The 18,532-nt window shown below is 73.3% G+C and carries 19 protein-coding genes; 12 read left to right on the forward strand and 7 right to left on the reverse strand.

What is annotated here, in order from left to right:
* The 3 genes from gap (at nucleotide 1) to Psi01_RS34495 (ending at nucleotide 4,496) form a co-directional block, all read left to right on the forward strand.
* Complete coding sequence (gap, locus tag Psi01_RS34485; protein ID WP_204068345.1) at nucleotides 1-993, forward strand: type I glyceraldehyde-3-phosphate dehydrogenase; 993 nt, start codon at nucleotides 1-3, stop codon at nucleotides 991-993.
* 125 nt (nucleotides 994-1,118) lie between these two features.
* Nucleotides 1,119-2,009, forward strand: coding sequence for a universal stress protein (locus tag Psi01_RS34490; protein WP_204068346.1), 891 nt, complete (start codon nucleotides 1,119-1,121; stop codon nucleotides 2,007-2,009).
* A 24-nt stretch (nucleotides 2,010-2,033) separates the two neighbouring features.
* Nucleotides 2,034-4,496: a cation-translocating P-type ATPase gene (locus Psi01_RS34495; RefSeq protein WP_239128243.1), complete on the forward strand. Its 2,463-nt coding sequence runs from the start codon at nucleotides 2,034-2,036 to the stop codon at nucleotides 4,494-4,496.
* Here Psi01_RS34495 and Psi01_RS34500 read toward each other — a convergent pair.
* Entirely contained in the window at nucleotides 4,465-5,106 is a 642-nt protein-coding gene (locus tag Psi01_RS34500; RefSeq protein ID WP_204068348.1) for a response regulator, read from the reverse strand. The two genes, Psi01_RS34495 and Psi01_RS34500, sit on opposite strands and share 32 nt — an antisense overlap.
* 200 nt (nucleotides 5,107-5,306) lie before the next feature.
* On the opposite strand from Psi01_RS34500, the gene Psi01_RS34505 reads away from it, so the two are divergent.
* From Psi01_RS34505 to Psi01_RS34545, 9 genes are all read left to right on the forward strand, one after another.
* Nucleotides 5,307-5,741, forward strand: coding sequence for a hypothetical protein (locus Psi01_RS34505; protein ID WP_204068349.1), 435 nt, complete (start codon nucleotides 5,307-5,309; stop codon nucleotides 5,739-5,741).
* A 215-nt stretch (nucleotides 5,742-5,956) separates the two neighbouring features.
* Nucleotides 5,957-6,826: a universal stress protein gene (locus Psi01_RS34510; RefSeq protein WP_204068350.1), complete on the forward strand. Its 870-nt coding sequence runs from the start codon at nucleotides 5,957-5,959 to the stop codon at nucleotides 6,824-6,826.
* Nucleotides 6,823-7,305 carry a CBS domain-containing protein gene (locus tag Psi01_RS34515; RefSeq protein WP_204068351.1) on the forward strand — a complete coding sequence of 161 codons (483 nt, stop codon included), beginning with the start codon at nucleotides 6,823-6,825 and terminating at the stop codon, nucleotides 7,303-7,305. Before Psi01_RS34510 ends, Psi01_RS34515 begins: the two co-directional genes overlap by 4 nt.
* An 84-nt stretch (nucleotides 7,306-7,389) precedes the next feature.
* Nucleotides 7,390-8,817, forward strand: coding sequence for a WS/DGAT/MGAT family O-acyltransferase (locus Psi01_RS34520; protein ID WP_204068352.1), 1,428 nt, complete (start codon nucleotides 7,390-7,392; stop codon nucleotides 8,815-8,817).
* An 84-nt stretch (nucleotides 8,818-8,901) separates the two neighbouring features.
* A complete protein-coding gene (locus Psi01_RS34525; RefSeq protein WP_204068353.1) occupies nucleotides 8,902-9,585 on the forward strand; it encodes a DedA family protein in 684 nt (227 codons plus the stop codon).
* 341 nt (nucleotides 9,586-9,926) lie between these two features.
* A complete protein-coding gene (locus Psi01_RS34530) occupies nucleotides 9,927-10,472 on the forward strand; it encodes a hypothetical protein (RefSeq protein ID WP_204068354.1) in 546 nt (181 codons plus the stop codon).
* Nucleotides 10,473-10,761: 289 nt separating this feature from the next.
* Nucleotides 10,762-11,079, forward strand: coding sequence for a PLD nuclease N-terminal domain-containing protein (locus tag Psi01_RS34535; protein ID WP_239128244.1), 318 nt, complete (start codon nucleotides 10,762-10,764; stop codon nucleotides 11,077-11,079).
* Between the two features lie 10 nt (nucleotides 11,080-11,089).
* Nucleotides 11,090-12,187: a nitroreductase/quinone reductase family protein gene (locus tag Psi01_RS34540; RefSeq protein ID WP_204068355.1), complete on the forward strand. Its 1,098-nt coding sequence runs from the start codon at nucleotides 11,090-11,092 to the stop codon at nucleotides 12,185-12,187.
* 148 nt (nucleotides 12,188-12,335) lie between these two features.
* Complete coding sequence (locus Psi01_RS34545) at nucleotides 12,336-12,938, forward strand: Rv1733c family protein (protein ID WP_204068356.1); 603 nt, start codon at nucleotides 12,336-12,338, stop codon at nucleotides 12,936-12,938.
* A 27-nt stretch (nucleotides 12,939-12,965) separates the two neighbouring features.
* Here the strand turns inward: Psi01_RS34545 and Psi01_RS34550 are convergent.
* From Psi01_RS34550 to Psi01_RS34575, 6 genes are all read right to left on the reverse strand, one after another.
* A protein-coding gene (locus tag Psi01_RS34550) for an IS5 family transposase (RefSeq protein WP_373872532.1) occupies nucleotides 12,966-13,753 on the reverse strand; the annotation gives its coding sequence in 2 pieces (ribosomal slippage) (nucleotides 12,966-13,420 and nucleotides 13,420-13,753; 789 coding nt in all).
* Nucleotides 13,754-13,901: 148 nt separating this feature from the next.
* The gene (locus Psi01_RS34555; protein WP_204068358.1) at nucleotides 13,902-14,144 is read right to left on the reverse strand and encodes an acyl carrier protein; all 243 of its coding nucleotides are present in this window, start codon (nucleotides 14,142-14,144) and stop codon (nucleotides 13,902-13,904) included.
* Complete coding sequence (locus tag Psi01_RS34560; RefSeq protein ID WP_204068359.1) at nucleotides 14,141-15,667, reverse strand: dihydrolipoamide acetyltransferase family protein; 1,527 nt, start codon at nucleotides 15,665-15,667, stop codon at nucleotides 14,141-14,143. The genes Psi01_RS34555 and Psi01_RS34560 overlap by 4 nt, the downstream gene beginning before the upstream one ends.
* The gene (locus Psi01_RS34565; RefSeq protein WP_204068360.1) at nucleotides 15,664-16,674 is read right to left on the reverse strand and encodes an alpha-ketoacid dehydrogenase subunit beta; all 1,011 of its coding nucleotides are present in this window, start codon (nucleotides 16,672-16,674) and stop codon (nucleotides 15,664-15,666) included. The genes Psi01_RS34560 and Psi01_RS34565 overlap by 4 nt, the downstream gene beginning before the upstream one ends.
* Nucleotides 16,671-17,612, reverse strand: coding sequence for a pyruvate dehydrogenase (acetyl-transferring) E1 component subunit alpha (gene pdhA / locus Psi01_RS34570; protein WP_204068361.1), 942 nt, complete (start codon nucleotides 17,610-17,612; stop codon nucleotides 16,671-16,673). The genes Psi01_RS34565 and pdhA overlap by 4 nt, the downstream gene beginning before the upstream one ends.
* Nucleotides 17,613-17,818: 206 nt before the next feature.
* Entirely contained in the window at nucleotides 17,819-18,508 is a 690-nt protein-coding gene (locus tag Psi01_RS34575) for a hypothetical protein (protein WP_204068362.1), read from the reverse strand.
* Nucleotides 18,509-18,532: the final 24 nt, after the last annotated feature.

Here is an 18,532-nt window from a genome sequence, read left to right on the forward strand (position 1 = left end):
ATGAAGATCGGTATCAACGGGTTCGGCCGGATCGGCCGGGCCTTCCTGCGGCGTGCGCTGCCCATGGGCCTGGAGGTCGTCGCGATCAACGACGTCACCGACGCCCCGACCCTGGCGCACCTGCTGGCCTTCGACTCCACCTACGGTCCCTTCGGCCTGGCGGTCACCTCCTCGGCCTCGCGCATCGACGTCGACGGCCGCAGCATCCCGGTCACCGCCCACCCCGACCCGGCCGGCATCGACTGGGCCGCCTACGGGGCCGACCTCGTCGTCGAGGCCACCGGCCGGTTCCGCACCCGCGACCAGGCGGCCGCGCATCTCAAGGGCGGCGCCCGCCGGGTGCTCATCTCCGCCCCGGGCAAGAGCGTCGACGTCAGCATCGTGCCCGGCGTCAACGATGACGCCTACGACCCGCTCCGCCACGAGATCGTCTCGCTGGCCTCCTGCACCACCAACTGCGTCGCGCCGATGGTCAAGGTGCTGCACGAGAACTTCGGCCTGGTCAAGGGATTCATGACGACGGTGCACGCCTACACCGGTGACCAGCGGCTGCTGGACTCCCCGCACAAGGACCTGCGCCGGGCCCGGTCGGCGGCGGTCAACATCATCCCCACCACCACCGGTGCGGCCCGCATGGTGGGCCAGGTCCTGCCCGAGCTGGCCGGCCGGCTGGACGGCATCGCGTTGCGGGTGCCGGTGGAGGACGGCTCCCTGACCGACCTGGCGGCCGTGCTGGCCCGCCCGGTCACCGCCGAGGAGGTCAACCGGGCCTTCGCCGAGGCGGCCGGGGGAGAGCTGGAGGGAATCCTGCGCTACAGCGTCGCGCCGCTGGTCTCCCGCGACATCATCGGCGACCCCGCCTCCTGCGTCTTCGACTCCGCGCTGACCCAGGCCAGCGGCGAGCTGGTCAAGATCTTCGGCTGGTACGACAACGAGTGGGGGTACGCCAGCCGGCTGGCGGAGACGGCCGCCCGCATGACCGAGGCGGAATAGCCGGCCGCCGGGGATCCGCAAGCCGCCGGAGGATCCGGTACGGGCCCAACGTCCTCGTACCCGAGGGACATCGCGCTCTGTCCTGAAACGCTGTCGTCTCCGACGATGAAGGCGAGGTGAGAACGATGACCGATCCGCGCACACCCGCTCCCGGCGCCGTCGTCGTCGGCTATGACGGCTCGGACTTCTCCATGCAGGCCCTGGACTGGGCGATGGACGAGGCCGAGCTGCGCCGGGCACCGCTGACGATCACCCATGCCTGGCGCTGGCCGTACGGCCGGGCCACCGAGGAGGCCCGTCTGCACCTGCGCAAGGCCGCCGAGCACGTGCTCTACCACGGGGTCGACTGCGCCCGATCGACCAGCACGCTCACCGACGTGCGGGCCGACCTGCACGAGGGCGCGGCCGCCGAACGCCTGGTGGAGCTGTCGGACGGCGCGCAGCTGGTGGTGGTCGGCTCCCGGGGCCTGGACGCCCTGGCCCGTTCGGTGGTCGGTTCGGTGGCCGGCTACACCGCCACCCACTCGCACGCCCCGGTGATCATCGTACGGGGACCGGGGCCGATTCCCGCGCCGGTGGATCCCGGGCCGCTGGTGCTGGGGCTGGGCGCCTCCACCGCCGACGCGGTGGTGGACTTCGCCTTCACCGAGGCCGCCCTGCGGCAGCTGAGGCTGGTGGCCGTACACGCCTCCTACCCCCAGCCCATGGCCTGGGGGGTGGCGATGGCGCCGCTGCCGGATCCGGAGGCCGCCCTCGCCGCGGAACGGGATCGCATGCGGGAGCGGCTGGCGCCGTGGCGTGAGCGCCATCCCGGCGTTCCGGTCGAGTACCGGTCCGTGACCGTCTCGGCCGGGGACGCCCTGGAGGCGGCCGGCGCCGAGGCGGTCCTGCTCGTCGTGGGCGCGGGCCGTTCGTGGGGCCGGGGCCGGCTGGGCACGGTCGCCCGGGCGATGACCGAGCACGCGCCCTGCCCCGTGGCCGTCGTCCCCGATCGCGCCGGTCGCCCGCCTGGGTGAAGTGCGGGCCCCATGAGCCACATCATGTCCTCCGCGGGTACGGGGCTCACCTCGGCCGAGGCGGCCGCGCGCCTGGTCGCCGACGGCCCCAACGCCCTGCCGGAGCCCCGCCGCGCGCCCGCGGCGGTACTGCTGCTGCGGGAGATGACGCACTTCTTCGCGCTGCTGCTGTGGGGCGCCGCCGCCTTGGCCCTGCTGGCCGGGATGCCGCAGCTGACGGTGGCGATCGTCGTGGTGATCGTGCTCAACGGGGCGTTCGCCTTCGCCCAGGAGTACCGGGCCGACAGGGCCGGGCAGCGGCTGCGGGAGCTGATCCCGGCCGCCGTCACGGTCCGCAGGGACGGCCGCGTCACCCAGGTCGAGGCCGCCGACCTGGTGAGCGGGGACGTGGTCCTGCTGGAGGCGGGCGACCGGATCTCCGCCGATCTGGAGGCGGTCGAGACGCACGCCCTGGCGGTCAACGAGTCCATGCTCACCGGTGAGAGCGTGCCGGCGCGGCCCCGGGCGGGGGACCGGCTGTCGGCGGGGACCTTCGTGGTGGAGGGTCAGGCCGAGGCCCTGGTGGTGGCGACCGGCGCGCGGACCCGGCTGGCCGAGATCGCGGCCCTCACCCGGGAGGCCCGGCGCCCGCCCAGCCCGCTCGCCCGCCAGCTCGGCAAGGTCGTGCGGACCGTCGCACTGATCGCCCTGGGCGTCGGCGCGGCCTTCTTCGGCCTGGCCGTCCTGCTGGGCATGGAGCCCGCCCAGGGCTTCCTGTTCGCCCTCGGCGTCACCGTCGCGCTGGTCCCCGAAGGGCTGCTGCCCACGGTGACGCTCTCACTGGCCCGGGCCGCGCAGCGGATGGCCTCCCGCAACGCCCTGGTCCGCCACCTCGAGGCGGTCGAGACGCTGGGGTCGGCCACCTTCATCTGCACCGACAAGACCGGCACGCTGACCCGCAACGAGATGACGGTGGCCGAGATCTGGGCCCCCGGCCACCCGCAGGACGAGGTGCTGCGCTCGGCCGTGCTGAGCTCCACCGGCCACGTCGCCGCCGACGGCCGGGCGGTGGGCGACCCGATGGAGGTCGCCCTGCACGTGGCCGCCCTGCGAGGCGGCGTCGAGACGGACACGCCCGTCACCCGGCGCTTCCCGTTCGACCCGGTCCGCCGCCGGGCCTCCGTCGTGGCCGGCGGCGAGCTGCACCTCAAGGGGGCGCCGGACAGCGTGCTGCCGCTGTGCGCGGCCGTACCGGGCGCGGCCGAGGAGCTGGCGCGGATGAGCGGGCGCGGGCTGCGCGTGCTGGCCGTCGCCCGGGGCGCCGGGGAGGCCGAGCGGGATCTGACGCTGCTCGGGCTCGTGGCGCTGGAGGATCCGCCGCGCGAGGACGTGGCCGGGGCGATCGCCACCTGCCGGCGCGCCGGGATCAAGCTGGCCATGATCACCGGTGACCATCCCGCCACGGCCCGCGCCATCGCGGCCGAGGTCGGCCTGCTGGGCCCGGACGCGCTCGTGCTCACCGGTGCGCGGCTGCCGTCCGGCGACGAGGAACTGGGTAGGATGCTGGACCGCGACGGCGTCGTGGTGGCCCGGGTGACCCCGGAGGACAAACTGCGCATCGCCCGGGCGCTGCGCGGGCGCGGTCACGTCGTGGCGATGACCGGCGACGGCGTCAACGACGGCCCCGCCCTGCGCGAGGCCGACATCGGCATCGCCATGGGCGCCTCCGGCACCGACGTCGCCCGCGAGGCCGCCGACCTGGTGCTGCTGGACGACCACTTCGCCACCATCGTCACCGCGGTCGAGCTGGGCCGGGCCACCTACGCCAACATCCGCCGCTTCCTGACCTACCACCTGACCGACAACGTCGCCGAGCTCACCCCGTTCGCCGTCTGGGCGCTGTCGGGCGGCACGATCCCGCTGGCGCTGAGCGTGCTGCAGGTGCTCGCCCTGGACATCGGCACCGACCTGCTGCCCGCGCTCGCCCTGGGCGCCGAACCCGCCAACCCGCGCACCATGGACGGTCCCGCCCGCACCGGCAACCTGGTCGACCGGCGGCTGGTGCGCCGCGTCTTCGGTGTGCTCGGACCCGCGCAGGCGCTGGCCGAGATGGCGGCCTTCATCGGCGTCCTGCTGCTGGGCGGCTGGGTGCCGGGCGCCGATCCGGAGCCCGCGCTGCTGGCCACCGCCTCCGGCACGGCCTTCGCCGCGGTGGTGCTGGGCCAGTTCGCCAACGCCTTCGCCTGCCGCAGCGAGTCGCGCTGGATCGGCCGGCTGCACTGGCGGGACAACCCGCTGCTGCTGTGGGCGGTCGCCTCCGAGATCGTGATGCTGCTGGCCTTCCTCGGCCTGCCCGCGCTGGCGGACCTGCTGGGCGGGACGTTCCCGGACGCGGCGGGCTGGGCGCTGGCCGTCCTGGCGGTTCCCGTCATGGTCCTGGCCGACACCGCGCACAAGGCGTGGCGGGCCCGGCGGGTCACCGCTCGTTCTCGGCCTTCAGCCGCGTAGCCAGCGCCGCGGCCTGGGTACGGCGCTGCACGCCGAGCTTGGCCAGCAGGTTGGAGACGTAGTTCTTGACCGTCTTCTCCGCCAGGTGCAGCCGCTCGCCGACCTGCCGGTTGGTCAGCCCCTCGCTGACCAGCTCCAGGATGTGCCGCTCCTGCTCGGTCAGGCGGGCCAGCGGATCCTTGCGGGCGGACTGCTCGCGCAGCCGGGCCAGCATGGCGGTGGTGGTCTGCGGGTCCAGCAGGGACTGCCCCGAGGCCACGGTGCGCACGGCGCCGACCAGGTCGGAGCCGTGGATCTGCTTGAGCACGTAGCCGGAGGCGCCGGCCATGACGGCGTTGAACAGCGCGTCGTCGTCGGAGAAGGAGGTCAGCATCAGGCAGGCCAGGCCGGGCAGGGCCGAGCGCACCTCCCGGCAGACGTCCACGCCGTTGCCGTCGGGCAGGCGCACGTCCAGCACCGCCACGTCGGGCCTCAGCGCCAGGATGCGGGCGACGGCCGACTCGGCGCTCTCGGCCTCGCCGATGACCTCGATGTCATCCTCGGAGTCCAGCAGCGTCGCCACGCCGCGCCGTACGACCTCGTGATCGTCCACGAGGAACACACGAATCATGACCTCGACGCTAGACCTTCCGGCCCTGTGTGAACAGAAGCATGAATGGAAGCCCATCACGTCCGGCCGCACACGGGACCAGGGACCGACGCCGCGTCACCGGGGACCTTCGGCACTGCCCGGGCCCCGTCCCCGGCGGGAGTCTGAAGGCAGGAACCTCCTCGTCAGAGAGCCCTCATCGGGAACGGGAGGGGGTGAGCATGATGAGGCTGACATGGAAGGACGCGGTCGCCACGGTGGTCGCGGGTGTCATCGTCGCGGTCTACGTGGCGTTCCTGCAGGGGGTGGATATGGCGATCATCTCCAGTGTGCGGGGCGTGGCCACCACCATCCTGGTGCTCGGGTTCGTCGGCGGGTGCGCGCTCAGCTCGGCCGACGAGCTGTACGCCGGCCGCAGGACGCCGATGACACAGCTGTTCACAGCGGTCGCGAGCCTGCTCGGCGTCACGGCGCTCGTCGCCGGGATCATCGCGCTGGCTGCCGAGAGCGAGGTCGCACTGGCGGTTCTGTTCGCCGCCACGATCGCGCTGTGGTTCGTCTCGACGCTGCGGCACGCGCTTCGCGCTCCCGCCGCCGCACCGGCCGGGCGTGACGTGCACGAGGTCATCGAGCCGGAGAGGACGGCACGGGAATGACCATACCGATCGAGGGGCCGGCGGACGCGGTGAGCGTCCGCCGGCCCCTCGCCTGTCCGGACCCGCCGGGCCGGTGAAGCTCTCCAGGCCGGTGACCGCCCGCAGAAGGCGTTGGTCCCTGCAGGAGATGACGTTCGGCCGGTGCCGGAACCCGCGCGCGAGTGTGCGATGGGGGTGAAGGACACCGAAGCTCTTCTCCGGAAGGGAGGCCGGCCGTGACCGGACTGATCGTCGTCGGCGTCGACGGGTCCGCCCCCGCGACGGCGGCGCTGGACTGGGCGAGTGAGGAGGCCGCGCGCCGCGGCGCGGCACTGAAGATCGTGCATGTGCACGAGCCGTGGGCCGCCGCCACTCCCTTCTTCCGGGCGGGAGTGGCGGACGACCCGGCGGCCGGATACGGCCGGGAGACGCTGGAGGCGGCCGAGCGACGGGCCTGTGAACGTGCCCCCGCCATCGAGATCACCACCGACCTGGCGACCGGGGCGGTGGTCGAGCGGCTCAAGGCCGAGTCAGAAGGAGCCGACGAACTGGTGATCGGGAGCAGAGGGCTGGGGGGCTTCGCCGGCCTGGTACTCGGCTCGGTCGGCCTGGCCCTGGCCGGGCACGCGGCCGTCCCCGTCGTGGTGGTGCGTACGGCGGCCCGGACCGCGCACGGCGTGATCGTGGCCGGGTTCGACGGCTCCGAGCATTCGGAGGCCGCGCTGGAGTACGCCTTCACCCAGGCCCGGCTGCGGGGCTGCCGGCTGCGGGCGGTCCACGCCTGGCAGATGCCCATGGTCTCGCCCTACGCGCTGGGCTACAGCCCGGTGGTGAAGGGCCTCTACCGGGACGAGGCCGAGGTGGTCCGGCAGTACCTGGCGCCCTGGCGGGAGAAATACCCCGACATCGAGGTGGAGGAGGCGGCCGTGTGCGACCACCCGGTCCGCGCGCTGTCGGACGCCTCGCGCCGGGCGGACCTGGTCGTGGTGGGCTCGCGCGGGCTGGGCGGATTCGGCGCGGCCGTACTGGGCTCGGTCGGCCATGGCGTGCTGCACCGCGCACACTGCCCGGTCGCCGTGGTGCGACCGCGTGAGGAGGAACGATGAACAACCGGGCGCTGACCGCCGGACAGGTGATGAACCGTGTCCTGGTCACGATCACCCCTGAGGAGTCGCCGCTGATGGCCTGGGAGCTGATGCGCCGGGCGGAGGTCCACCACCTTCCGGTGCTCGACGCCCACGGCCGGCTGCTGGGCATCCTCACCCGCCAGGACCTGTCCGACCACTGGTCCGGCGGCCCCGCCCAGCAGGCCCACCGCCCGATCCGCGACCTGCTCGGCCGGCGCAGGACGCCGCGGGCCCATCCGGACCAGCCGCTGTCGGAGGTGGCCGCGATGATGCTCGACGCCGGCTGTGACGCGGTACCGGTTCTCGGCGACCGCGCCCGCCTGGTCGGGATGATCACCACCGTGGACGTGCTGAAGGCCGTGGCCGGGCGCGCCCCCGACACCGAGCAGGAGGGGGAGGTGCGGACTGCACTGTTCCGCATCGAGCCCGTGGCGCTCTCACCGCAGGATCCCGCCTGACCCCGCCGGCGGGCCGGTGCCGGCCTCTGCGGTGCTCCCCCCCCGCCGGTGCGGCCGCCGTACGAAGCATGAAGGGAGAGCGTGATGCGTCAGCTGAGCGCTCTGGACGAGCAGTTCCTCGACTTCGAGACGGAGGCGGACGTCGCCAACGTCGCGGGGCTGGCGATCCTGGAACGCGAGGTGTCCAGGGACGAGCTGTTCGTCCTGCTGAAGGATCGGCTGGGGCGCGTGGAACAACTGCGGCAGCGGTTGAAAGGCGTCCCGTTCCGGCTCGACCGGCCCTACTGGGTGGCCGACGCCGAAGTCGACCTGGACTATCACCTGCGTGAGCTGGCCCTGCCCTCGCCCGGGAACGACGCCCAGCTGGGCGAGCAGGTCGCCCGGCTGCACGAGCGGCGGCTGGACCGCACCAGGCCGCTGTGGGAGATGTACCTGATCCAGAGCCTGGCCGGTGGCCGCTCGGCGGTCTACACGAAGCTGCACCACGCCGCGATCGACGGCCTGGGCGGCGCCGACGTGCTCGCCTCGCTCATGGACCCGTCCGCCGAACCGGAGCGCGATCACGCGGGGGAACCGCCTCCCTCCGGCCCCGACGGGCCGCTGCACGTGCCGTGGATGCTGGCGCGCGGCGCCCTGCACGCGCTGACCGGCCCCACCCACGTCCTCCGCTTCCTCGCCGAGGCGATACCCCATCTGGACGAGATCCCGGTCGTCTCCCGCATCCCCGGCACCGGGCAGGTGTCCCGGGTCACGAGATGGCTGAGCGGGCGGTCGCGGCCGGAGCTGCCCCACCTGCCCACCCCGCGCACACCGCTGAGCGGGCCGGTCTCCGCCCACCGCCGCTTCGCCTTCGCCGAGCTCCCGCTCGACGAGGTCAAACGCGTCAAGAACGCGTTCGGCGTCACGGTCAACGACGTGGTCCTGGCGCTGGCGGCCACCGCGGTCCGGCGCTGGCTGGCCGGGCACGCGATGCTCCCCGCCGAGCCGCTGATCGTGGGAGTGCCCTTCGCGCTGAGGCGACCCGGTGAAGGCGGACGCGGCAACCAGGTCACGATCATGACCGTGCCGCTGCCGACCCACGTCGCCGACGTCCGGCGGAGGCTGCAGGAGGTGCACGCGTCCATGGAACGGCTCAAGGCCCGGCTCGATCCGGTGCCCGCGAGCTGGATGCGGGAGTTCACCGAGAGCCTGCCGGCCGCTCTGACCGGACTGGCCGACCGGGCCGCGTTCGCGCTGCTCGGGCAGGCGGCGCCGCCGATGAACCTGATCGTCTCGAACGTCCCCGGCCCGCAGGTGCCCCTGTTCGTCGCCGGAGCCCGCCTGCTGGCGCACTATCCGGTCTCGGTGGTGACCGGCGTCAGCGGCGGGCTCAACATCACGGTCTTCTCCTACGACGGCCGCCTGGATGTCGGGATCACCGCCTGCCGGGACATGGTGCCCGACGTGTGGGCCGTCCCCGGCTACCTGAAGGAGGCGCTGGAGGAGCTCACGGCGCTGCTGGACGCCCCCTAGCGCCGTGACGGCGAGCGGCGCCGCCCGACCCGCCCCGGCGGGACGGCGCGCCCGCGTCCCGGCCGGCGGGAGAAGGACGGAGTCATGCTGGGTGCGCTGAACGACCTGCTTGCCGGGCTGCTCGACCTGCTGGCCGGGCAGGGCTTCCTGGTGGTCGGCGCCGCCCTCCTGGCGCTGCTGGCGATGGAGGGTTCGCTGCTGATCGGCCTGCTGGTGCCCGCGGACGCGGCCATCTTGATGGCGGGCATCGCTTCGGAGGGTCCCGCCGAGGTCGCCGGCGTGGTCGTGGCGGGGGTGGCCGGGTGCTATCTGGGCGCCTCCGGCGGTTACCTGATCGGCAGGATGTACGGCACGCGGCTGCGGCGCGGCCGCGCCGGCCGCTGGGTCGGTGCACGGCGCTGGGAGCGCGCCGAGCGCCTCATGGGCGGGACCGACGGCGGGGTGACCCTCGCGGTGGCCTACTTCCTGCCGGTCGCCCACGCCCTCACCCCGGTGCTGGCCGGCACGCTGAACATGCCCTACCGGCGTTTCGTCGGCTGGGCGATGACCGGCGCGGCCGCCTGGGTGACGTTCTACGTGGTGATCGGCGCGGTCGCCGGGAGCGCCGCCAGGCAGCACCAGGATCTGCTGGTCCCGCTGACCGCCGCGGTGGCGGTCCTGGTCGGCGGCACGGTGCTGGCGATCAGGCGGTTCACCGCCGCGCGCCTGTCGCGCGGTCGCGAGCACGCCCTCTCCGGGCCGTTCAGCCGGGACCATGGACTCTGGTGAGCCGCGCCCGCCGGGCGCGCCCCCGACACCGAGCAGGAGGCGGAGGTGCGGACCGCGCCGTTCCGCATCGAACCCGTGGCGCTATCGCCGCAGGAACCCGCCTGACATCCCACCGGACGGCGCTCTGCACGGCGGGTTCCTGGAACGCGCCATAACGAAATTGCAGGTTCGCCTCCGACCGGACGCTGACCAGCGCATCGCTTCCGGGTGCCCGGCTCATCTGTTCCCGTGGCGGGAACGCGGCGTTTTCCGGTGTCCGAAGCGGGTAACCGTACGCCGCCTGGCCGGGCGATCAGAGTGTCGCAGGAGGCGACACTCCGAGCCAAGGAGGCATCAGCCCGATGCAGTTACGAATCGGCATCATCGCAATACTCTCGGCGATAGTCGCCGTGCTCGTACCGAGTACGAGTCACGCCACGTCCTCGTCAGCACCGGGGAACACCTTCGCAGCAGACCCAGGGGGCACCCTCACGGTCGAACAGGTCACCGGAACCGTCGCCGGCGGCGGCAGCGCCGTCGGCACATTCACCCCGACCGCTTTCACCCAGGTCGGCGACACGCTCACGGCGACCGGCACTCTGAACGCCACCCTCACCGACGCGGCCGGTGCCGTCATCGGCACGACCACCCGCACGATCACCCTCGACGTCCAGAGCGCCAACCAGGCGACCTGCACGATCCTCGACCTCACGCTCGGGCCGCTGGACCTCGACCTGCTGGGTCTGGAGGTCCACCTGAACCGGGTTCACCTGGTCATCGAGGCGGACCCGGGACCGGGCAACCTGCTGGGCAACCTGCTGTGCGCCATAGCCAACCTGCTCAACGGCGGTAGCCCGCTGGGTAGCATCGCGGATCTGCTCAACCAGATCCTGCGGCTGTTCGGCTAGCGCCGCTCCGGAACGGCGCTGATCCAGCGCGTCCGTCCGGGGCCGCCGCCACAGCAGGCGGCCCCGGACGCACCTTCCCGTGCGCGAAGCTCATCTCGTCGCTCATCTCGTCTCATCCGATCTGATGCGAGGCACGGTACCGGCGATCAAGCGGTTCACCGCCGCGCGCCTGTCGCGCGTTTCCGGGACCTTCGCCTCTACACGGCGGCCGCACCACCGGCGAGCATGACGGTAGACGGTCCGGGACCCCCGTGCGGGCGTGTCCCCGAGCCGGTGAGGAGGCTGTGAGATGACCGGTAGATCGATCCGGCGTGCGCGCAGGATGCGGTGGGACGACATGTCGCCGCGTCAGCGTGGCGCCGTCATCGCGCTGGCGTCGATCGAGTTCGCGCTCACCTCCGCCGCCGCGGTGGACCTGTGGCTGCGGCCGCAGTCCGGTGTGCGGGGACACAAGGCACTGTGGTGGCCGGTGATCTTCGTCCAGCCGGTCGGCCCGATCCTGTACCTGCTGCTGGGCCGTCACCCCGGCGACACCGGCACCGCGCCGTCGCCGCCGGCCCCCGAGCCGGCACCGGCCGAGCGGCGCGCGGTCGCCCCTTCCCCATGAGGTGACGGTCATGACCCGGGCCGCCGCGCCGAGCGCCCGCCGCCCGCGCCGGGTCTTGGACCGGGTGCAGACGCGCCTGGTCAACCCGGTGGTACGGCGGCTGCTGGGCACCCCCTGGCACGATCTGGTGTCCCGGTGGGTCGTCCTGCTGACGCTCACCGGCCGCCGCAGCGGTGCCGCGATCACGGTGCCTGTCCAGTACGCCCAGGACGGCGACGTGCTCACCCTGGTCAGCAGGCGCTCCCGGAACTGGTGGCGCAACCTGGAGGGCGGCGCCGCGCTCCGGCTCGTCCTGCGCGGCGCCGGGCGCACCGGCCGGGCGGTCGTCAGCCGGGACCCCGAGCGGGTCCGCGCGGCGCTGTCGGCCGTGGGGCGCACCGTCGGCAGGGAGGGGAACCTCATGCCGGTGGAGGAGGCCGTGGCCGTCACCGTGCGCCTGGACCCCCTCGACCCGGCGGACGCCCCGCGGCCGTGGCCCGCGGACCGCAGGTGGCTGCGGCGCTGGATCGTCGCGGTCACCGCGGGGGAGATCCTCGGCTTCTCGGTGCCCGCGCTGACCGGTCCCGCGGTGGCCGACCCCGGGTGGGCCGTACTGGGCGTCGCGCCGCTGCTCCAGGCCGCCGCGATCCTGATGGCCGGCCTGGTCGAGGGGACCGTCCTGGGACTGGCCCAGGCCTACGCGCTGCGGACGGCGCTGCCCTCGGTGGGCACCGGCTCCTGGGTGCGGGCGACCGCGGCCGGGGCGGCCGTCGCCTGGGCCATCGGCGCCGTCCCGATCGTCCTCGGCGAGGGGATCACGAAATGGCCGGTCGCGGTGGTCGTGCTGCTGGGGCTGGTCTTGCTGGCGGCCATGGGCTTGTTCCAGTGGCGGGTGCTGCGCCGCCGGGTGGCCGGGGCCGCGTGGTGGATCGCCGCCAGCGCGGGCGCCTGGCTGGTCGCCCTGGGCGTGTTCTTCGCGGTGGCCTCGCCGCTGTGGCAGGAGGGCCAGCCCGGCTGGCTGACCGCGGTCATCGGGCTCTTCGGCGGCCTGCTCATGGCGGCCACCGCCGCCGTCCTCACCGGCCTGGCGATGCGGCGGCTGCTGCGCCGGCCCGTCGCGGGCCGGTGAAGGCGGCAAGAGCCCGGATCGATAAGAGTCCAAGGTCCCGGTCCGTCCGCCCCGTACGGCCCTGCCGGGCACGCCGGCGATGCCGGACATTGAAGGCCCGGAGCCGGAAGGGCGGGCCTCGGGAGGGCGGCCTTACGGGAGGTGCGAGATGCGGACCGTGACCGACTGGATGACCCGGTGCGTGCGCCGGTACCGGCTGGACGGCAACGAGTTGCGCCGCCGCTCCGACCGCCTGGAGACGGCGGCCGTGCTGACGGCGCTGGCCCTGGTCCTGCTCAGCGTGTGGCCCGCGATCGCCCTGGGGCAGCTGGTCTACGCCGACGGCCTGGCCGCCGAGCGCACCGGTCCCGGGGTGCGGGAGCTGGTGACGGCGACGCTGACGCAGGACGCGCCCGCCCCGGGGTTCGCCGGGGGAGAGAGGGTGCCGGAGCTGACGGTCGCGGCCCGCTGGACGACGGCCGCCGGCCAGGAGACGACCGGCCGGGTGGGTGTCTGGCCGGGGGCCAGGACGGGCGCCGTGACCCAGGTGTGGGTTGACGGAGACGGACGCGTCACCACCCCGCCCAAGCACCGGCTGGAGAGCGTGACCCGCGCCGTCGCCGCGGGCGCCGCCGTGCTGGCCGGGGCGGCGGGTACGGCGGCGCTGTGCCTGCTGGGTTTGCGATGGCTGCTGGACCGCGGGCGCTACGCCGAGTGGGAGGCCGCCTGGATCCGGGAGGTCGAGCGCGGTCACGGCCCCAGCCGGACCTGAGCCTTAGAGCTCCTAACAGAATGTGAGTCAGTGCTGGAGCCGCCGCCAGCAGATAATGGCGGCGGCCAGGATCATGAACGCCTCGTGGATGTCGTCGCGGATCTCCCAGCGGATCCGCAGTCGGCGGAAGTGGTGCAGCAAGGCCAGCGTCTGCTCCACCACCCAGCGATGTGTGCCCAGCCCGGAGCCGTGGCCGGTGCCGCGCCGGGCGAAGATCGGCTCGATCCGGCGCCTTCGCACCTGCCGCCGGTAGATCTCGTGGTCATAGGCCCGGTCGGCATAGATCACCGCGGGTCGGCGCCGGGGCCGGCCACGCTTGCCGCGGACCGGCGGGATCGCATCGATCAACGGAATCAGCTGCAGGATGTCGTTGCGGTTGCCGCCGCCCAAGCCCATGGCCAGCGGGATGCCGCTCCCATCGGTGATCACATGGTGCTTGGAGCCCGTCTTGCCCCGGTCAACCGGGCTCGGGCCGGTTTTGGGCCGCCCTTGAGCGCCCGCACCTGCGCACTGTCGATCACCGCCTTGGACCAATCCAGCCGATCAGCGGCATGCAACTGCGCCAAGAGCAGCTCGTGCAGGGCCTGCCAGACCCCGGCCTGGTGCCAGTCGCGCAGCCGCCGCCAGCACGTCATCCCCGAGCCAAAGCCCAGTTCCTGGGGCAGGAACTCCCAGGGGATCCCGGTGTAGAGCACGAACAAGATCCCGCACAGTACCTTGCGGTCATCCAGGCGGCGACGCCCCGGATGGCGATAGCGCCGCTCGGCCGCCGGCAGCAGCGGCTCAATGCGCTGCCACAGCTCATCGGGCACCACCCACGGTGGCGGCTGGCCCTTCCTCACATTCCCTGGCTACACCGGCCAAGCCGCCTACGCCATACCCCATTTTGTTAGGAATTCTTAAGCCCGGCTGTGCCCTCTCGGCGGTCAAGCTCGGTGGTCAAGCTCGGTGGTCGGGCGGGGATCAGACCCGCTTGGCGAGGAACTCCACTCCGGAGGCCACGGTCGCGAACTCGGGATAGTCGTCCTCGTCGATCCGGTATCCGCTGGCGTCGCTCAGCGTCTCGACGAAGTTGAGGAAGTCGAGGGAGTCCAGTTCGAGGACGTCGCGGAAGTCGGCGTCCGGGGCGAGGGCGCCGATGTCGGCGTCCGGGGCGACCTGGCTGAGGGCGTCCGTGATGAGTTCTCGGGCCTGTTGCGGGGTCATAGCTCCTCCGGGTGGTTGAGCAGCCGGTCGACGGCGGACAGGAAACGGCTGCCGGTGTAGCCGTCGGTGGCGCGGTGGTCGGCGGCGAGGGTGACCTCGACCAGTGGGCGGACGCCGAGCAGGCCGTCCACCGCCCACGGGCGGTCCACGATCTTGCCGAAGCCGACGAGGGCGACCTGGGGCGGGTAGATGACGCCGTGGACGGTCTGCACGCCCTGGTCGCCGAGATTGGTGACGGTGATGGTGGCCTCGGTCATCTCGGCCTGCCGCAGCCGTCCGGCGCGGGAACGGGCGACGAGGTCCTTCAGCCCGGCCATGAGATCGTCCAGGGCGAGGTCCGCCGCCCCGTGCAGCGCCGGGGCGATGAGGCCGCCGCCCTTGAGCGAGACCGCCACACCGAGGTGCACGGCCCGGCCGGGGGCGAAGGCGTCGTCGATCCAGAAGCCGTTGAGCGCCGGGACCTCCCGGGCGGCCAGGGCGGACGCCTTCAGCAGCAGGGCCGCGGGCAGCAGGCGCCGGGCGACGGGCAGGTCGCGGTTGCGCTCCCGCAGCCACGCCAGGGCCGTGCTCATGTCCACGGTGGTGGCGAGGTAGTAGTGCGGGATCTCCCGCTTGGAGCGGGCCATCGCCCGGGCGATGGCCTGCCGCATCGCCCTCTGCCGCCGCGCCGCCTCCGGTCTCGCCCGGCCCTTCGCGACCCGGTCCGGCGCGGCCTTCGCGCTTTTCTCCGGCATGGCCCGCGATTTCTCCGGTACGGCCCGCGCCGGCTCGCCCGTCCGGGAGGCCGCCCGCCGTACGTCATCGGCGCGGATCGCCCCGGTACGGCCGGTGCCGGGCACATCGGCGAGGTCGACGCCGAGATCGCGGGCGAGCCGGCGGGCCAGCGGGGAGGCCTTCGGCCGGGACGGCCGCCCGGCGTGCTCGACGTCGGATCTGGTGATTCTCCCGCCCGGGCCCGTGCCGTGCAGGGCGGCGAGGTCGACGTGGCGCTCCTCGGCCAGGTGCCGCACCAGGGGGGAGGTGACCGGCGGCGCGGGAACGGGCGGGGCCGGGGTCTCCGGGACGGACATCACCGGGACGGGTGTCTCCGGAACGGGCGGAGCCGACGTCTCCGGAGCCGGAACTTCCGCGGCGGGCGGTTCCGGAGCCTCCGCGGCCGGTGGTTCCGGGGTGGGCTTCTCCCGGACGGGCAAGGCCGGGGTCTCCACGGCCGATGCCTCCGGGGTCTCCGCGGACGGCGGTTCCGGGGTGGGCCCCTCCTGGACGGACGGGGCGGCCTGCCGGCCGTCGCCGATGAGGGCGAGCGGGGTGCCGACGGGGACCCGGGACCCGGCCTCGACCAGGACGGCCTCGATGACGCCGCTCTGGAAGGACTCGACCTCGATGACGGCCTTGTCGGTGTCGATGAGAGCGATGGGCTCACCCCTGCCGATCCGGTCACCGGGCTTGACCAGCCATTCGATGACGGTGCCGGACTCCATGTCGGCGCCCAGGGAGGGCATGAGGAACTCCTGGCCGCTCATGACGCGATCACCCGGCGGGCGGCGGCGACGATGGCGGGGACCTGTGGGAGCGCCGCCTCTTCCAGGTGACGGGCGTAGGGGATGGGCACCTCCGCGGTGCAGACCCGCTCGACCGGCGCGTCGAGCTCGTAGAAGGCGTGCTCGACGATGCGCGCGCTGACCTCGGCGGACAGGCTGCCGGAGCGCCAGCCCTCATCGACGATCACCGCCCGGTGGGTGCGGGTCACCGACTCGACGATCAGGGAGTCGTCGAGCGGGCGCAGGACGCGGAGGTCGATCACGTCGGCCTCGACGCCGCCGGAGGCCAGCTCCTCGGCGGCCTTCATGGCCTTGTGCAGGGTGCCTCCGTAGGCGATGAGCGTGATGTCCCGGCCGGAGCGGCGCAGCGCGGAACGGGTGATGCCGACCGGTCCGGGCCGGAGCACGCCGGAGGTGTTGTAGAGCGACCCGTGTTCGAAGATCAGGACGGGGTCGGGGTCCTCCAGCGCGGGCCAGAGCATGCCGCGGGCGTCCTCCAGCGTCGCCGGGGCCAGGATGCGCAGCCCGGGGATATGGGCGTACCAGCCCTCGAGGCTGTGGGAGTGCTGGGCCGCGAGCTGCCGTCCGGCGCCGGTGGTCATCCGGATCACCAACGGGATGTTGAGCTGGCCGCCGGACATGTGCAGCAGCGTGGCGGCGTTGTTGAGGATCTGGTCCAGGGCCAGCAGGCTGAAGTTGACCGTCATGATCTCTACGATCGGCCGCATGCCGCCGAGGGCGGCGCCGATGCCCGCGCCGACGAACGCCGACTCCGACAGCGGTGTGTCGCGGATCCGCTCGGGCCCGAACTCCTCCAGCAGGCCCAGGCTGACGGCGAAGCAGCCACCGTAGGCGCCCACGTCCTCGCCCATGAGGAAGACGCGCTCGTCGCGGTGCATCGCCTCGCGGATCGACTCCCGTACGGCCTCGCGGTAGGTGATGGCGGCCTGGTCCTCGCGCCTGGCGGGCCGGGCTGTCCTGGTGCTCATGACGTCACCTCGCTGTAGACGAACCGGGTGAGGTCCTCGACCGGCTCCAGGGGCGCCCGCTCGGCGAAGGCGACCGCCCGGTCGATCTCCTCGGTGATCTCCTTGTCCATGACCCTGACGTCGTCGTCGGTGAGGTCGCCGGCCGCCTTCATCCGCTCGGCCAGTGAGCTGACCGGGTCGCGGTGCTTCCACTCCTCGATCTCGGTCTTGGTCCGGTAGCGGTCGGGGTCGTACATCGAGTGGGCGCGGAAGCGGTAGGTGCGCAGCTCCAGGAAGTGCGGCCCGGCCCCGGCGCGGATCGACTCGGTGGCCCGTGCCGCCGCGTCCGCGACGGCCGCCGCATCCATGCCGTCCACCGGCCAGGCCACCACGTCGTAGGCGGCCGCGCGCAGCGCCAGGTCGGTCTCGGCCTGTGAGCGGGCCAGCGCGGTGCCCATCGCGTACCGGTTGTTCTCGCAGGCGAACAGCACCGGCAGCCGCCACAGCGAGGCGAGGTTGAGGCACTCGTGGAACTCGCCCTCGGCCATCGCGCCCTCGCCGAAGAAGCACACGGTCACCCGGCTGCGGCCCTGGCACCGGTCGGCCAGGGCGAGGCCGACGGCGATCGGCAGGCCGCCGCCGACGACCGCGTTGCCGCCGTAGAAACGGCGGGAGGCGTCGAAGATGTGCATCGAGCCGCCGCGGCCCCGGCTGCAACCGGCCGCCCTGCCGTACATCTCCGCCATGATCTCGGTCATCGGCAGGCCGCGCGCCAGCGCGTGGCCGTGCTCGCGGTAGGTGGACACGACCGCGTCGTCCGCGGTCAGGACGTGACAGACGCCGGCGGCGACCGCCTCCTCGCCGATGTACAGGTGCATGAACCCGCGGATCTTCTCGGTGCTGTACAGCTCCACGCACCGCTCCTCGAAGCGGCGGATGCGCAGCATCTGGCGGAGCAACTCCGTTTCCCGATGGGGGGATGTTCTCTTCTCGGACATCGGCTCGATCCGTCCTTGCGACGACTTCCAATTTCACCTTGCGACGGGCCCGGCACCGCAGACAGAGACGAAAGTCCCTCTCCACGAGGCAGTTCGGCCGTGGACGTGGAGTCCTGCGGCATGGTGGGCCCGGGGTGCGGCGAGACCGCCGCGCCGGTCGCCGCCGGTCAGGCCCGGTCCTCCCGCGCGGCCGGGCCGCCGCGCACGATCATCGTGATGGCGGCGGGTACCAGCCAGACGACGAGCGCGGGGTACAGCAGGTAGCTCAGCGCGCCGCCGGGCGCCAGCGGACCGTTGTAGGCGAAGGCGCTGACGGACAAGAGCGCGTGCGCCACGGCGGCGGCGGCGCCCAGCCACCCCAGCCAGGGCGGGAAGGCCCCGTGGCGCAGGGAGACCGCCGCGACGGCCGCGAGCATCACCGCCACCGGCACGTTGGCCAGGGTGAAGACGGCGTTCGTCAGCGCCACCAGCCCGGCCGACACCTGCTCCGGAGGTGCCGTGGCCAGCCCGACCTGGAACGCCTGGGCCACGAGGTTGATCGTGACCTGGGCGACGCCCGCGCCGAAGGCCAGCGTGGACAGTCGTTGCGAGCCGCCCTCGGCCGCGGCCAGGAAGGCGCGCAGACCGGCGAGGAACCACAGCAGCGCCGCCGCTCCGATCACGAACAGCGCGCTCTGGGCCAGCATCGCCGATCCGTTGGCGGCGAAAAACGCGGTGATCTGCCCGGCCGGGGCGTCGGGGCTCACCCCGCCCCGCTCGAAGACCGCCGCCGCGGCTCCGGCCGCGACGGCGACCAGGCCCCCGGTGGCTCCCCACCGCTCCCGGGTCGTGATGTTCACTGTTGTCGTGGTGTTCACGGTGACCACCTCCTCGTGGACGGG

The sequence above is a fragment of the Paraplanobispora siamensis genome, from assembly GCF_016863175.1.
GTDB classification, from domain to species: Bacteria; Actinomycetota; Actinomycetes; order Streptosporangiales; family Streptosporangiaceae; genus Planobispora; species Planobispora siamensis.

Coding starts and splice junctions, on each gene's coding strand:
- Psi01_RS34540 (WP_204068355.1), top strand. CDS start 11,090: ATGACCCGGGCCGCCGCGCCGAGCGCCCGCCGCCCGCGCCGGGTCTTG.
- Psi01_RS34490 (WP_204068346.1), top strand. CDS start 1,119: ATGACCGATCCGCGCACACCCGCTCCCGGCGCCGTCGTCGTCGGCTAT.
- Psi01_RS34515 (WP_204068351.1), top strand. CDS start 6,823: ATGAACAACCGGGCGCTGACCGCCGGACAGGTGATGAACCGTGTCCTG.
- Psi01_RS34535 (WP_239128244.1), top strand. CDS start 10,762: ATGACCGGTAGATCGATCCGGCGTGCGCGCAGGATGCGGTGGGACGAC.
- Psi01_RS34545 (WP_204068356.1), top strand. CDS start 12,336: ATGCGGACCGTGACCGACTGGATGACCCGGTGCGTGCGCCGGTACCGG.
- Psi01_RS34555 (WP_204068358.1), bottom strand. CDS start 14,144: ATGACCCCGCAACAGGCCCGAGAACTCATCACGGACGCCCTCAGCCAG.
- Psi01_RS34500 (WP_204068348.1), bottom strand. CDS start 5,106: ATGATTCGTGTGTTCCTCGTGGACGATCACGAGGTCGTACGGCGCGGC.
- Psi01_RS34520 (WP_204068352.1), top strand. CDS start 7,390: ATGCGTCAGCTGAGCGCTCTGGACGAGCAGTTCCTCGACTTCGAGACG.
- Psi01_RS34565 (WP_204068360.1), bottom strand. CDS start 16,674: ATGAGCACCAGGACAGCCCGGCCCGCCAGGCGCGAGGACCAGGCCGCC.
- Psi01_RS34525 (WP_204068353.1), top strand. CDS start 8,902: ATGCTGGGTGCGCTGAACGACCTGCTTGCCGGGCTGCTCGACCTGCTG.
- Psi01_RS34495 (WP_239128243.1), top strand. CDS start 2,034: ATGTCCTCCGCGGGTACGGGGCTCACCTCGGCCGAGGCGGCCGCGCGC.
- Psi01_RS34505 (WP_204068349.1), top strand. CDS start 5,307: ATGATGAGGCTGACATGGAAGGACGCGGTCGCCACGGTGGTCGCGGGT.
- Psi01_RS34530 (WP_204068354.1), top strand. CDS start 9,927: ATGCAGTTACGAATCGGCATCATCGCAATACTCTCGGCGATAGTCGCC.
- Psi01_RS34560 (WP_204068359.1), bottom strand. CDS start 15,667: ATGAGCGGCCAGGAGTTCCTCATGCCCTCCCTGGGCGCCGACATGGAG.
- gap (WP_204068345.1), top strand. CDS start 1: ATGAAGATCGGTATCAACGGGTTCGGCCGGATCGGCCGGGCCTTCCTG.